This is a genomic window from Kitasatospora sp. NBC_00374 (assembly GCF_041434935.1).
In the GTDB taxonomy this organism is placed as follows: Bacteria; Actinomycetota; Actinomycetes; order Streptomycetales; family Streptomycetaceae; genus Kitasatospora.
In genome coordinates, this window is sequence record NZ_CP107964.1 from 3767180 (window position 1) to 3780055 (window position 12876).

The following is a 12876-nucleotide window of genomic DNA, read 5'->3' on the forward strand; positions in this document are numbered from 1 at the left end:
GGGCGAGAAGTCACTTGACGGTGACCTTGGCGCCAGCGGCCTCGAGCTGGGCCTTCGCCTTCTCGGCAGCGTCCTTGGCAACCTTCTCCAGGACCGGCTTCGGGGTGCCGTCAACGAGGTCCTTGGCCTCCTTCAGGCCGAGGGAGGTCAGGGCGCGCACCTCCTTGATGACCTGGATCTTCTTGTCACCGGCGGACTCGAGGATGACGTCGAACTCGTCCTGCTCCTCGATGGCCTCGGGGGCGGCAACGGCGCCACCGGCGGCGGCAACGGCGACCGGGGCGGCAGCCTTGACGTCGAACTTCTCCTCGAACGCCTTGACGAACTCCGAGAGCTCGATCAGGGTCAGGGTCTCGAACTGCGCGAGCAGCTCGTCCTGGGACAGCTTCGCCATGGTGGCGTCCTTCCACTTAATCGGCAGGTTGGTGCCGGATGTACGGGATGGCGGGCGTACGGGCCCGCAGCGAGGCGTGAGCCTGCGGAACTACTCCGCGGCCTCGTCCTCGGCGGCGGGAGCCGGCGTACCGGCACCGCCCTGCTCGACCTTCGCGCGCAGCGCCTCGGCGGTGCGAGCGAACTCGACCAGCGGAGCCTGGAAGGTCGCCGCGGCCTTGGCCATGGACGCCTTCAGGCCGCCGGCCAGCTTGGCGAGCAGCACCTCGCGGGACTCGAGGTCCGCGAGCTTCTTGATCTCATCGGCGGACAGCGCCTTACCGTCAAGGACACCGCCCTTGATGATGAGAGCGGGGTTGTCCTTGGCGAAGTCACGCAGAGCCTTCGCCGACTCCACCGGGTCACCGGTGACGAAGGCGACAGCCGTCGGACCGGCGAACAGGTCGTCCAGCGCAGAGATCCCGGCCTCGTTCGCCGCGATCTTGGTCAGCGTGTTCTTCACCACGGCGTACTGGGCGTTGTCCCCCAGCGAGCGACGCAGATTCTTCATCTGCTTCACCGTCAGACCGCGGTACTCGGTCAGCACGGCCGCGTTCGAGGCACGGAACTTGTCCGTGATCTCGGCGACGTCAGCAGCCTTGTCAGGCCTTGCCATAGGCTTACGCCTCCTTCCGTGATGTCGAAGTCGGGCCGACCTTTGAGGAGTCGACCATCGAACACCTGGGACACACCGGCCGGAAGGAAGAGACCCTGCGGAATGCTCCGCAAAAACAAATCGAGCCCCAGTGCGCAGTCGCACGGGGCTCATGACGACCTCGACAGTCGCACGGCGAACCGTACGGACCGGAAGTCAAAGCTCCAAACACTCCTGCGCGGGCCGTCTGCGCAGAAGCGCAGATCCTTCGGTCGCCCACACCCGTGAAGGCGCGGAACAACAACCAGCGGTCTTTGGCAAGCCCTACCGTACTCGACGCCTGCCGAACCGGGCAAATCCGGTCCGCCCGCCTGCGACTCGCAGGCCCCTCGGGCGGCTACAGGCCCGGCACCGGCGGCAGGGCGGCACCGCCCCGGTCCACGATGTCGGCCTCGGCGGGGGCCTGGAGCGAGAGCGGGCCGGCGATCTCGCCGTACCCGACGGTCGCCGCCGGGCCCGGCGCCTGGCCGGTCCGGCGGAGCTGGACCAGCTGGTCCTTGTCGTTGAGCCAGAGGTCCAGGGTGAGCACCCGCCCGCTGTCGGACCCGAGCGCCTCGCGCAGCGCCCGCCGGCGCTCCGGGGGCAGCTGGGTCTGCGCGGCGGTGTAGGCCTCGACCGTGGTGCTCACCCGGTAGTGGGTGACGGTGGAGTCCTGGAGCTGCTCCTCGCCGACCAGCTCGGGCCGGTCGGCCGCGCACGCGGCGGTCAGCGCCACCATCGGGTTGAGCTGGTCGATCAGCCCGGAGTACGGGATCTCCTTGGTGCCGCCGGACCCGCCGGCGGACGCCCCGCCGTACTTCTCCCAGTGCCGGCCGCCCAGCCGGGCCGCGGTGTCCGGGTCGCCGCCCAGGTAGGCGGTGGTGTCCAGGACGATCAGCTGCTCGGCGCTGCCCGGGCGGTCCAGCCGCAGGCCGGTCTTGGGCGCCCAGAAGATCATCCCGGTGGCACCCTCCTGCGGCAGCCGGAACTTCGCCCGCCGGGCGTCGCGCATGGCCAGCTGGGCGGTCAGGAGCATGCCGTGCGGCGAGTGGTCGGTGGGGGTGGCGAGCGCCGAGCTGGCGGCCGGGCTGCCGGTGGCCGGGCCGGTACCGGCCTTCGCCGCACCGCTGCACCCGGCGGCGCCGGCCAGCAGGACGGCCAGCGCCGCGGCGGCGGCCTTGTGCCGGACCGGCATGCGGACCCTCCCTGCTTCGGTTGCTCGCTCCCCCACCTTGTCACGCCTCGGTTCAGGAGGTCGGGGCGGATCCGCCGGCCGCGCCCTGCGCGCCCTTCATCAGCTCGGCGAAGTCCACGGTGTCCGTCCGGCCCGGGGCCTTGACCGCGGCCGAGGTGCCGTAGTCGGAGTACTGCGCGGTCGAGGTGACCGTGCCGGCCGTGGTCTGGATCTGCTCGACCTTCTTCACCAGCAGGTTGTCCGAGCTGACCCAGACCTCGATGTGCTCGGTGGAGATTCCGGCGGCCTTGAACTGCTTCTGCAGTCCGTCGATCTGCTCCTGGGTCAGGCCCGTGGCGGCGGCCTGCGTGATCTCCGCGGCCGAGAGGTCACCGGTGTAGCGGGTGGCCTTCGTGCCGTTCACGTCCTCGGTGCCCGCCTTGGTCACCTGGCCGGAGGCGATCAGCGCGCGGACCGAGTTGACCGGGTCGGCGTTCTGCAGCTGCTGCTTGAGGCTGTCGCCCGCCGGGCCCATGAGCTTCGCGAGGTCCGCGTAGCCGTACCGGATCCAGTGCGCGCCGCCCAGCTGGGAGGCCATCCCGTCACCCATGTTGATGTACATCGCGTCGCTGAGGTACCGGGCGGTGAAGGTGCCGTCGCCGCCCGCCTTGGCGAGGGCGTCGGCCATCGGGCCGCCGGCGTTGCCGGTCAGCTCGCCCTGGAGACCGTTGTCCCAGGAGATCGAGCCGCGCATGGCGGTCTTGCCGGTGGGGAGCTCGGTGACGCCCTCCACCTTCGCGGACTTGGCCGCGCTGGTCTTCTCCCCCACCAGCTTGAGCAGTGCGGCGGGCGCCACCTCGACGGCCTGCGCGGTGGGCGCGGCGCTCGTGGCGCCGGTGGGCACGGCGGTCGGGTCACCCGTGCCGGTGCCGTTCTTCGTACCGCAGCCGGTGGCGGCGAGCGCCAGCACGACGGCGGTGGCGGCGAGATACGTACGTCCGGTCTTCAACATGAGCCATCTCCCCCTGGGACGGACCCGGGCGCGGCAGGGCCGCGCCCGGGGATCGCTAGGACCTCAGCTGGTGCCGAGGCTCTTCAGCAGCTCGGACATGTCGGCCACCTCGGCCGCCGGCGGGGCGGTCGGGGCGGTGGCCTTGCCCAGCTCGGTGTACTTGAAGGTGGTGGTGCCGGCGGTGGAGGCGGCCGCGGCCGCACCCTTGCCCGGGTTCAGGTCGGTGCCGCCCATCTGGACGAGCTCGCCCTTCTCGTTGATCCAGAAGTCCATGGTGGACTCGGCGCTGTCCTTCGAGATCTCCTTGAGGATGCTCGCCTTGAGCTCGGGGCTCAGCCCGGCCATCGCGCCGACCAGGTCCTTCGCGGCGATGGTGCTCTTGTAGTGCACCGTGTCGGCGCCGTCGACCTTCTCCGGGCCGACCTTGCTGAGCTTGCCCGCCTGGGCGTTCGCGGCGAGCTCGACAGCCGGGTTGAGCAGCTGGAGCATGCTGCTGAAGGCGTTCAGGTCCTCCGCACCGGGGACGGCACCGGCCTTCGGGTCCAGCTTCATCCACTTCTTGCCGGAGAACATCGCGGCCATCTCCGCATCGGCAGCGACGTACATCACGTCGTTGACGAAGAGCATCTTCATGTCCTTGCCCTCGTCCTTGACCGAGAGCTCGAGCGCCTGCGGCGCCTTCCACGAGAAGACACCGGTGCCGCCGTCGTCGCCGGTGATGGTCAGCTTGGCGTTGCCCGCCTTCTCCATCACCGCGGCGGAGGCCGTCAGGGCCTCCTTCGGGTCCAGGTCCTTCTTGGCCGCCGGCGCCGAGGCCGCGGTCGAGGCGGCGCCCGAGGCCGCACCGGCGGAGTCGCCACCGGACTTGCTGTTGCAGGCCGACAGGGCGCCGACGAGCACGGTGGACACGACCACCGCAGAAGCGATGCGCAGGGTACGCACAGATCCCCCTCTTATGTTTCTCTCATACATTTGCGTGCCGGACTCTAGTCGATCCCTGCGACAGACCTGCAACGGGTTATGAACCGTTCAGCACCAGGGTGTCGGCCGGTTCCGGAGCCGTGACCGCCACCTGCGTCCCGGGGTCCGTGACCACCTCGACGATGGTGTCCGAACCACCCGTTCCCTTGGTGCTCTCCTGGGCCTTCAGCAGCCGGCCGTTCTGGTCCAGCCAGTAGTCGTGCTCGACCGACACCACCCCCTGGCGCTGGTAGTAGGCCAGGGTGGCCGCCCGCTCCGACTCCGAGAGCCCCTCGTCGGCGGCGTGGTACGCGGCCACCGGCGCGCTGCCGCGGTAGTGCGTCACCGGCACCCCGCCCAGGTCCTCCCCGCCGACCTCGGTGAGCTGCCCCGCCGCCGCCATCAGCCGCAGCGGCGCGGCCGGCCCGGCGGTGATCCCGGTCAGCCAGATCCCGGTGAAGCTCTTCGAGACCCCGGCCGGGGTGCCGCCGGAGTCCAGCTGCTCGGCCACCTCCCGCGGGGCCTGCGCCCAGTGCCGGCCCTTGAGCTCGGTCGCCAGCCACGGGTACGAGGCGTAGTGCACCCCGCCGATCAGCCGGAGCCGGCCCTTGCCACGGCTCTCGGTGATCGCCAGGTCGGCGTCCCCGGACTTCCAGGAGACCAGGCCCTCCACGGTGCTGCGGCCGTACTGGTGGTTGTCCTCCTCCACCCGCAGGCGGGCGCTGCCGGCCGCGTCCAGCGCGTCGGCGGCCGCCTCCACCACCCCCTTGGGCGTGCTGGGCCGGGCACTCGCCGTCGCGGACTGCCCCGAGGGCGACGCGGTGGGGGCGGGGTCCGCGGCGGCGCCGCCGCTGCAGCCTGCCGAGCAGCCGAGCAGCAGCGCTGCTCCGGCCACGGCGGCGATCCTGTCGATACGCACGAGTGCACTCCGCTGGGGGTGGGCTGGCGGGTGGGATGGGGGTCCGCAGAGCCTAACCGCCCGGGTACGCCGACGGGCCCGCACCCCCTCTGCAAGGGGATGCGGGCCCGTCGAAGCGGAAATCAGTCGCGCCCAGGACGCGGCCGGTCAGAGCACGGGGGCTCAGACAGCGGCCGGGTCCTCCTCGACCAGGAGGTTGCGGGTGCGGTTCGGGTCCACCTGGATGCCGGGGCCCACCGTGGTGGAGACCGCGGTCTTCTTGATGTAGCGGCCCTTGGCGGCGGCCGGCTTGGCCCGGAGGACCTCCTCGAGCGCGGCGCCGTAGTTCTCGACCAGCTGCTCGTCGGTGAAGGAGACCTTACCGATGATGAAGTGCAGGTTCGAGTGCTTGTCGACGCGGAACTCGATCTTGCCGCCCTTGATGTCGTTGACAGCCTTGGTGACATCGGGGGTGACGGTGCCGGTCTTCGGGTTCGGCATCAGGCCACGGGGACCGAGCACGCGGCCGAGGCGGCCGACCTTGCCCATGAGGTCCGGGGTGGCGACGACGGCGTCGAAGTCCAGACGACCCTTGGCGACCTCGTCGATGAGCTCGTCGGAGCCCACGATGTCGGCGCCCGCAGCACGCGCGGCCTCGGCACGGTCGCCGGTCGCGAAGACCAGGACCCGGGCGGTCTTACCGGTGCCGTGCGGGAGGATCACGGTGCTGCGGACCATCTGGTCGGCCTTGCGCGGGTCGACGCCCAGACGCATGGCGACCTCGACGGTGCCGTCGAACTTGGTGGTGGAGGTCTCCTTCGCGAGGCGGATGGCCTCGAGGGGAGCGTAGAGCCGGCTGCGGTCGACCTTGGCGTCCGCGGCCTTGAGAGCCTTGCTGCGCTTCACTGCTTCTCCTGAAGATTGGGCCCCTCCCGGCCGTTGGCGGGCAAGGAGGGCGGAGGAGTCGTGGTGTATTCGGGCCGCGCGGGCCCTACCACGGTGGACTGAGGGGCTGATCAGCCCTCGACGGTGATGCCCATCGACCGGGCGGTGCCGGCGATGATCTTCGCCGCGGCGTCCAGGTCGTTGGCGTTCAGGTCGGGGAGCTTGACCGTGGCGATCTCGCGGACCTGGGCGCTGGTGAGCTTGGCGACCTTGGTCTTGTGCGGCTCGGCCGAACCCTTGTCCACGCCCGCGGCCTTCAGGATGAGGCGCGCGGCCGGCGGCGTCTTCGTGATGAAGGTGAAGGAGCGGTCGTCGTAGACCGTGATCTCCACCGGCACGATCATGCCGCGCTGCGACTCGGTCGCAGCGTTGTAGGCCTTGCAGAACTCCATGATGTTGACGCCGTGCTGGCCCAGCGCGGGGCCGACCGGCGGGGCCGGGTTCGCGGCACCGGCGTTGATCTGGAGCTTGATGAGCCCCGTGATCTTCTTCTTCTTGGGAGGCATTTCTCTCCGGGTCCTTCCGAGAGGTGATTGCTGGTGCGTCCGCGGCAGGCGCGACACCCGGCCGGGCGGACACACATCGGACCAGGCTAACGCGGATGCGCCGCTGGACCAAAACGGGTTGAGGGCGGAGCAGCCGCTCCGCCCTCGACCCGAAGACCGGTACTAGTTCTTCTGGATCTGGTCGAAGGACAGCTCGACCGGGGTCTCCCGGCCGAAGATCTCGACCAGGCCCTTGACCTTCTTCGAGTCCGGGTTGATCTCGTTGATGGTCGCCTGCAGGGTGGCGAACGGACCGTCGGTGACGGTGACCGAGTCGCCGACCTCGAAGTCGAGCACCTGGACCTCGACCGGGCGGACCGGCGAGGCCTTGCCCGCGTCCTTGGCCGCCTGGCGCTCGACGTCCGGGGCGAGCATCTTGACGACCTCGTCCAGGGTCAGCGGGTACGGGTCGTAGGCGTTGCCGACGAAGCCGGTGACACCCGGGGTGTTGCGGACCACGTTCCAGGACTCGGCGTCCAGCTCCATCCGGACCAGGACGTAGCCGGGGAGCTTGTTCTGCCGGATGGTCTTGCGGTCGCCGTTCTTGATCTGGACGACCTCTTCCTGCGGCACGGCCGACTCGAAGATGCGGTCCTCGACGTTCAGCGAGACCGAGCGCTGCTCGAGGTTCTGCTTCACGCGGTTCTCGTAGCCGGCGTAGGTGTGGATGACGTACCACTCGCCCGGCGCGAGGCGGAGCTTCTCGCGGAACTCGGCGACCGGGTCGCTCTCGCCCTCGGCCTCCTCGGCGACGGCTTCGTCGGTCTCGACGGCCTCGTCGGCCTCGTCGGCGACGGGCGCCTCGGCGGCGTCCTCGGCCACCTCGTGCAGTGCGGCCTCCTCGGCCGGCACGCCCGCCTCGGCCTCGTCGGCAGCCTCGACCTCGTCCTCGTCGGCGTCGGCGGCGTCCAGGATGTCCTCGGCCGCCTCGGCGTCAGCAGCCTCGGCCGCGTCGAGCTCGGCCGCGACATCCGCCTCGCGGACGGTCTCGTCGGCGTCGTACAGGGGGGACTCAGACACGGTCGCTGCTTCTTTCCTGGTTGTGGAGATGGAACGGCTCCGGGCCACCCGACTGCCCTGAGGGGTACGGGCGGGAAAGTCTCGGATACCTCAACAGTACCGAGTCAACGGTAGCGGGCTCGTCCGGTCGGCGCAGACAGCTCGACCCGGGCCGCCCCCGTCCGTGCGGAAGGGTGCCGACCCGGGTCGGGTGTTGCTGGCTGCCGAGCTGGTCAGCCGAAGATCCACAAGCTGAGCTTGGAGAAGCCGTAGTCCACGCCGTAGACCACCATCATCATCACGATGACGAAGGTCACCACGACGGTGGTGTACTGGATCAGCTCGTTGCGCGACGGCCAGACGACCTTGCGCAGCTCGGCGATGATCTGGCGGTAGAAGATCGCCGCCCGGGCGAAGAGGCCCTTCTTGGCCCGCTTTCCGGGCTTCTTGGCGCCGTCACCGCCTGCGGCCCTGTTGGCCCGCCGGCGCTCGCGCCGGGAAAGCCCGTCGGCAGGCGTGGTCTCGGCCGCGCCGTCGGCACCCTCGGGGTTGCCGCTCTCAGGCGTTGCGGTGGAGCCCGTGGTCTCCGTCACTCGTCCTCACCTGAATCCGGGTCCTGCCGAGCGCGACTGCGTGCGAGTGCCGCACGAGCGATCCGGCGAAAGCAGTGCTTGGTGGGGCCCTCTCCGCATCAAGCCCGCTCGCTCTGTGGAGCGAACGGGCTCGTTACGGATCAAGCTGCAGGGCACGAGGGACTCGAACCCCCAACCGCCGGTTTTGGAGACCGGTGCTCTACCAATTGAGCTAGTGCCCTTCGGCGCCTCGCGGCACCGGACTGCGCCCAAACCTACCGCATCCGAGCCGCTGCGTGGTGTACGCGGCGGCGGATCCGCACCTCGGGAGCCATCGAGCAGTGAGTGTACGTGTTCTTGAGCGTTTGGTCGAACCTCATTCACCGCAGCCCCACCCCCCGTACCGGCGGGACACATCGTGGACGGTCCGGTACGCATACTGAAACCGTCGTGCCCGCGGGGCGCCGACTCTGGGACGATGCAGACATGAGCGCTTCCACCCCCGCCAACCGTCCTGCCGACCGCCGGGTCTCCGCCCGGGTCGGCGCCATCGCCGAGTCCGCCACCCTCGCCGTGGACGCCAAGGCCAAGGCCCTCAAGGCGGCCGGCCGTCCCGTGATCGGCTTCGGTGCCGGTGAGCCGGACTTCCCGACCCCGGGCTACATCGTCGACGCCGCCGTCGAGGCCTGCCGCGACCCGAAGAACCACCGCTACACGCCGGCCGGCGGGCTGCCCGAGCTGAAGGCCGCGATCGCCGCCAAGACGCTGCGCGACTCCGGCTACCGGGTGGACGCCTCCCAGGTGCTCGTCACCAACGGCGGCAAGCAGGCGATCTACGAGGCCTTCGCCGCGATCCTCGACCCGGGCGACGAGGTCATCATCCCGGCGCCGTACTGGACCACCTACCCGGAGGCCGTGAAGCTGGGCGGCGGTGTCCCGGTCGAGGTCGTGGCCGACGAGACCACCGGCTACAAGGTCTCGGTCGAGCAGCTGGAGGCGGCCCGCACCGAGAAGACCAAGGTCGTCCTGTTCGTCTCGCCGTCCAACCCGACCGGCGCGGTGTACACCGAGGCGGAGGCCGAGGCGATCGGCCGCTGGGCGCTGGAGCACGGCCTGTGGGTGCTCACCGACGAGATCTACGAGCACCTGGTCTACGGCGACGCCACCTTCACCTCGCTGCCGGCGCTGCTGCCCGAGCTGGCCGACAAGTGCATCGTGGTCAACGGCGTGGCCAAGACCTACGCGATGACCGGCTGGCGGGTGGGCTGGCTGATCGGCCCCAAGGACGTGGTGAGCGCCGCCACCAACCTGCAGTCGCACGCCACCTCGAACGTCTCCAACGTGGCCCAGGTCGCCGCGCTGGCCGCCGTCTCCGGCGACCTGTCGGCCGTCGACGAGATGAAGGCCGCGTTCGACCGCCGCCGCCGCACCATCGTGCGGATGCTGAACGAGATCGAGGGCGTGCTCTGCCCCGAGCCCGAGGGCGCGTTCTACGTCTACCCGTCGGTGAAGCCGCTGCTGGGCAAGGAGATCCGCGGCCGCCGCCCGGCCACCTCCGCAGAGCTGGCCACGCTGATCCTGGACGAGGCCGAGGTCGCGGTCGTCCCCGGCGAGGCCTTCGGCACCCCGGGCTACCTGCGGCTCTCGTACGCGCTGGGCGACACCGACCTGGTCGAGGGCATCGGCCGGGTGCAGAAGCTGCTGGCCGAGGCGCGCGACTGACCGCCGTTCTCCCGGACCGCCCTCTGTCACCCCTTCGGGGGATGTACAGGGGGCGGTTCCCGTTTGGGGCCGGGATACGGCAGGATCGGTAAATGGATCGCCAGCGTGATGTCCGAGGCCTCCCGAAGGCCCATCTGCACCTGCATTTCACCGGTTCGATGCGGCCCGCCACGCTGCTGGAGCTGGCCGACAAGCACGGGGTCCGGCTGCCCGAGGCGCTCAGCTCCGCCGAGCCGCCGCAGCTGCGGGCCACCGACGAGCGCGGCTGGTTCCGGTTCCAGCGGCTCTACGACACCGCACGCTCGGTGCTGCGGGACGAGCAGGACATCCGGCGGCTGGTGCAGGAGACCGCCGAGGACGAGCGGCGGGACGGCTCGCGCTGGCTGGAGATCCAGGTCGACCCGACCTCGTACGCGCCCCGGCTGGGTGGGCTCACCCCGGCGCTGGAACTGATCCTGGACGCCGTCCGGGAGGCCTCCGAGAGCACGGGGGTGGGGATCCGGGTGCTGGTCGCGGCCAACCGGATGAAGTCCCCGATGGACGCCCGGACACTGGCCCGGCTCGCCGTCCGGTACGCCGACCACGGGGTGGTGGGGTTCGGACTGTCCAACGACGAGCGGCGCGGCATGGCCCGGGACTTCGACCGGGCCTTCCGGATCGCCCGGGACGGCGGGCTGCTGGCCGCCCCGCACGGCGGCGAACTGGCGGGGCCGGAGTCCGTCCGGGACTGCCTGGACGACCTCGGGGCCGGCCGGATCGGCCACGGCGTCCGGGCGGCGGAGGACCCCCGGCTGATGCAGCGGCTGGCGGACCGGCAGATCACCTGCGAGGTCTGCCCGTCCTCCAACGTCTCGCTCGGGGTCTACGAGCGGGCCGAGCTGGTGCCGATGCGGACGCTGTTCGACGCCGGGGTGCCGATGGCGCTCGGCGCGGACGACCCGCTGCTGTTCGGCTCCCGGCTGGCCGAGCAGTACCGGCTGGTCCGCGAGGTGCACGGCTTCGGTGACGCCGAGCTGGCCGAGCTGGCCCGGCAGTCGGTCCGGGGCTCGCGGGCGCCGGAGGCCGTGCAGAAGGAACTGCTCGCGGACATCGACGTCTGGCTGACCGAGTAGCGGCCCCCGCCGCCGCGGCTACAGCTCGACGCCGACCATGACGGGCTCGTTGACCAGCTCGACGCCGAAGGCGGCCCGGACGCCGTCGCGGACCTCGCGGGCCAGCGCGAGCAGGTCCTCGGTGGTGGCGGTGCCCCGGTTGGTGAGGGCCAGGGTGTGCTTGGTGGAGAGGGTGGCCGGGCCGGCGCCGTGGCCCTTGCGGAAGCCGGCGTGGTCGATCAGCCAGGCCGCGGAGGTCTTGGTGCAGCCGTCGGGTGCCGGGAACGCGGGGGCGGTGCAGTCGCCGAGCCTGGCCGTGAAGGCGGCGTACTGGTCGGCCGTCAGGATCGGGTTGGTGAAGAAGGAGCCCGCCGACCAGGTGTCGTGGTCCGTCGCGTCGAGCACCATGCCCTTGCCCGCGCGCAGCTTCAGCACGGTGTCGTGGGCGGTCCGCAGGTCGACCCGCTGCCCGGCCTCGGCACCGAGGGTCCTGGCCACCTCGGCGTACCTGACCGGGGCGGACAGACCGGCCGCGTCGTCCAGGGCGAACACCACCCGGAGCACGACGTACCGCTCGGGGTCGGCCTTGAAGCGGCTGTGCCGGTAGGAGAACTCGCACTCGGCGGCGGTGAGGGTGACCCGCTCGGCGGCCGCGCGGTCGTAGGCGACGACCTCGGTGACGGTGTCGGCCACCTCCTGGCCGTACGCGCCGACGTTCTGCACCGGGGTGGCGCCCGCGGAGCCGGGGATACCGGCCAGGAACTCGATGCCGGCCAGGCCGTGGTCGACCGTCCGGGCGACCGCGTCGGCCCAGACCTCGCCGGCGGCCAGCTCCAGCCGGGTGCCGTCGAGGTCGAAGCCCTCGGTGGCGATCCGCAGCACGGTGCCGTCGAAGCCGGCGTCCCCGATCACCAGGTTGGAGCCGCCGCCGAGCACCAGCAGCGGCTCGCCCGCGGCGTCGGCGGCGCGGACGGCGGCGATCACCTCGTCGTCGGTCCGGGCGGTGACCAGCCGGCGGGCGGGGCCACCGAGCCGGAGGGTGGTCAGCGGGGCGAGCGGCGCGTTTTCGAGTACCTGCACGCCCACCACGGTATACGGGCCGGAAGGCCGGTCCGTTCCGGCGCCCGGAACAATTTGGAGAGATAAGCTATCCATATTGGTCCGGCCGGGCTCGCCGCCCTCGCACGGGCCCTACGGCTTCGGGAGCGGGGACGCGATGCGCATCGGGGAGTTGAGCAGGCGGGCCGGGGTGCCGGTGCCGACCATCAAGTACTACGTGCGGGAGGGTCTGATCCCGGGCGGGGAGCGCACCGGGCCGAACCAGGCCCAGTACGGCGAGCGGCACGTCCACCGGCTGAAGCTGGTCCGCGCGATGGTCGAGGTCGGCAAGCTCTCGGTGGCGGCGACCCGGGAGGTGCTCGGCGCGATCGACGCACCCGACAGCAGCCTGCACGAGGTGCTCGGCATCGCCCAGGCCGCCGTCACCCCGCAGGTCACCGTCACCGACCCGGTCGCCTGGGCCCTCGCCGAGCAGGTGGTGGCGGACCTGGTGGCTCGGCGCGGCTGGGCGGTGAAGGAGACCAACCCGGCCCGGCAGGCGCTCGCCCAGCTGGTGATGACCTTCCGCGACCTGGGGCAGGACGACCTGCTGGGCATCCTGGACGACTACGCGAGCGTCGCCGAGCGGCTGGCGGCGGCCGAGCTGGCCGCGATCGGGCACCGCGAGGGTGTCGACAGCAAGGTCGAAGGGGCGGTGCTGGGCACCGTCCTCGGCGACGCCCTGATCGGCGCGATGCGCCGGCTCGCCCAGGCCGACGCCTCGCACCGGGCCTTCGAGACGGCCCCCGTCCCGCGCTGAAGCGGCCCGCGGCCCTCCCGGTGGAGGGTCGCGG

14 protein-coding genes and 1 tRNA gene are annotated in these 12876 nt (G+C 71.2%); 3 read left to right on the forward strand and 12 right to left on the reverse strand.

The window, feature by feature from the left end:
- Positions 1–10 precede the first annotated feature (10 nt).
- The 11 genes from rplL to OG871_RS16850 form a co-directional block, all read right to left on the reverse strand.
- On the reverse strand, positions 11–394 hold the full coding sequence (rplL, locus tag OG871_RS16800; RefSeq protein ID WP_371497600.1) for a 50S ribosomal protein L7/L12: 384 nt from the start codon (positions 392–394) through the stop codon (positions 11–13).
- Between the two features lie 90 nt (positions 395–484).
- Positions 485–1048: a 50S ribosomal protein L10 gene (gene rplJ / locus OG871_RS16805; RefSeq protein WP_350638180.1), complete on the reverse strand. Its 564-nt coding sequence runs from the start codon at positions 1046–1048 to the stop codon at positions 485–487.
- A gap of 376 nt (positions 1049–1424) precedes the next feature.
- The gene (locus OG871_RS16810) at positions 1425–2261 is read right to left on the reverse strand and encodes a hypothetical protein (RefSeq protein ID WP_371497601.1); all 837 of its coding nucleotides are present in this window, start codon (positions 2259–2261) and stop codon (positions 1425–1427) included.
- 52 nt (positions 2262–2313) lie between these two features.
- Positions 2314–3252 (reverse strand): hypothetical protein, encoded by a 939-nt coding sequence (locus OG871_RS16815; protein ID WP_371497602.1) that lies wholly within the window; start codon positions 3250–3252, stop codon positions 2314–2316.
- Positions 3253–3315: 63 nt separating this feature from the next.
- Positions 3316–4194: a hypothetical protein gene (locus OG871_RS16820; RefSeq protein WP_371497603.1), complete on the reverse strand. Its 879-nt coding sequence runs from the start codon at positions 4192–4194 to the stop codon at positions 3316–3318.
- Between the two features lie 76 nt (positions 4195–4270).
- Entirely contained in the window at positions 4271–5131 is an 861-nt protein-coding gene (locus OG871_RS16825; protein ID WP_371497604.1) for a hypothetical protein, read from the reverse strand.
- 162 nt (positions 5132–5293) lie between these two features.
- Positions 5294–6016, reverse strand: a complete 723-nt coding sequence (gene rplA / locus OG871_RS16830) for a 50S ribosomal protein L1 (protein WP_371497605.1) — start codon at positions 6014–6016, stop codon at positions 5294–5296.
- 110 nt (positions 6017–6126) lie between these two features.
- Positions 6127–6561 (reverse strand): 50S ribosomal protein L11, encoded by a 435-nt coding sequence (gene rplK, locus OG871_RS16835; protein ID WP_350638176.1) that lies wholly within the window; start codon positions 6559–6561, stop codon positions 6127–6129.
- A gap of 162 nt (positions 6562–6723) precedes the next feature.
- On the reverse strand, positions 6724–7620 hold the full coding sequence (nusG, locus tag OG871_RS16840) for a transcription termination/antitermination protein NusG (protein ID WP_371497606.1): 897 nt from the start codon (positions 7618–7620) through the stop codon (positions 6724–6726).
- Between the two features lie 212 nt (positions 7621–7832).
- A complete protein-coding gene (gene secE / locus OG871_RS16845) occupies positions 7833–8192 on the reverse strand; it encodes a preprotein translocase subunit SecE (protein WP_371497607.1) in 360 nt (119 codons plus the stop codon).
- A gap of 148 nt (positions 8193–8340) precedes the next feature.
- Positions 8341–8413: transfer RNA gene (locus tag OG871_RS16850), tRNA-Trp, on the reverse strand.
- A gap of 244 nt (positions 8414–8657) precedes the next feature.
- Between OG871_RS16850 and OG871_RS16855 the strand changes: the two genes are divergently transcribed.
- Together OG871_RS16855 and OG871_RS16860 are read left to right on the forward strand one after the other, a co-directional pair.
- Positions 8658–9893, forward strand: a complete 1236-nt coding sequence (locus tag OG871_RS16855) for a pyridoxal phosphate-dependent aminotransferase (RefSeq protein ID WP_371497609.1) — start codon at positions 8658–8660, stop codon at positions 9891–9893.
- A 92-nt stretch (positions 9894–9985) separates the two neighbouring features.
- Positions 9986–11005, forward strand: coding sequence for an adenosine deaminase (locus OG871_RS16860; protein WP_371497610.1), 1020 nt, complete (start codon positions 9986–9988; stop codon positions 11003–11005).
- A gap of 18 nt (positions 11006–11023) precedes the next feature.
- On the opposite strand, the gene OG871_RS16865 is transcribed toward OG871_RS16860, so the two are convergent.
- Positions 11024–12064 (reverse strand): UDP-N-acetylmuramate dehydrogenase, encoded by a 1041-nt coding sequence (locus OG871_RS16865; RefSeq protein ID WP_371497611.1) that lies wholly within the window; start codon positions 12062–12064, stop codon positions 11024–11026.
- A gap of 136 nt (positions 12065–12200) precedes the next feature.
- On the opposite strand from OG871_RS16865, the gene OG871_RS16870 reads away from it, so the two are divergent.
- Positions 12201–12842, forward strand: coding sequence for a MerR family transcriptional regulator (locus tag OG871_RS16870; RefSeq protein ID WP_371497612.1), 642 nt, complete (start codon positions 12201–12203; stop codon positions 12840–12842).
- Positions 12843–12876 lie beyond the last annotated feature (34 nt).

What these genes read in the sequence shown, in the direction of transcription:
- OG871_RS16870 (WP_371497612.1), top strand. Translation starts at nt 12,201, where the DNA reads ATGCGCATCGGGGAGTTGAGCAGGCGGGCCGGGGTGCCGGTGCCGACC.
- rplL (WP_371497600.1), bottom strand. Translation starts at nt 394, where the DNA reads ATGGCGAAGCTGTCCCAGGACGAGCTGCTCGCGCAGTTCGAGACCCTG.
- OG871_RS16810 (WP_371497601.1), bottom strand. Translation starts at nt 2,261, where the DNA reads ATGCCGGTCCGGCACAAGGCCGCCGCCGCGGCGCTGGCCGTCCTGCTG.
- rplK (WP_350638176.1), bottom strand. Translation starts at nt 6,561, where the DNA reads ATGCCTCCCAAGAAGAAGAAGATCACGGGGCTCATCAAGCTCCAGATC.
- OG871_RS16855 (WP_371497609.1), top strand. Translation starts at nt 8,658, where the DNA reads ATGAGCGCTTCCACCCCCGCCAACCGTCCTGCCGACCGCCGGGTCTCC.
- OG871_RS16860 (WP_371497610.1), top strand. Translation starts at nt 9,986, where the DNA reads ATGGATCGCCAGCGTGATGTCCGAGGCCTCCCGAAGGCCCATCTGCAC.
- rplJ (WP_350638180.1), bottom strand. Translation starts at nt 1,048, where the DNA reads ATGGCAAGGCCTGACAAGGCTGCTGACGTCGCCGAGATCACGGACAAG.
- OG871_RS16815 (WP_371497602.1), bottom strand. Translation starts at nt 3,252, where the DNA reads ATGTTGAAGACCGGACGTACGTATCTCGCCGCCACCGCCGTCGTGCTG.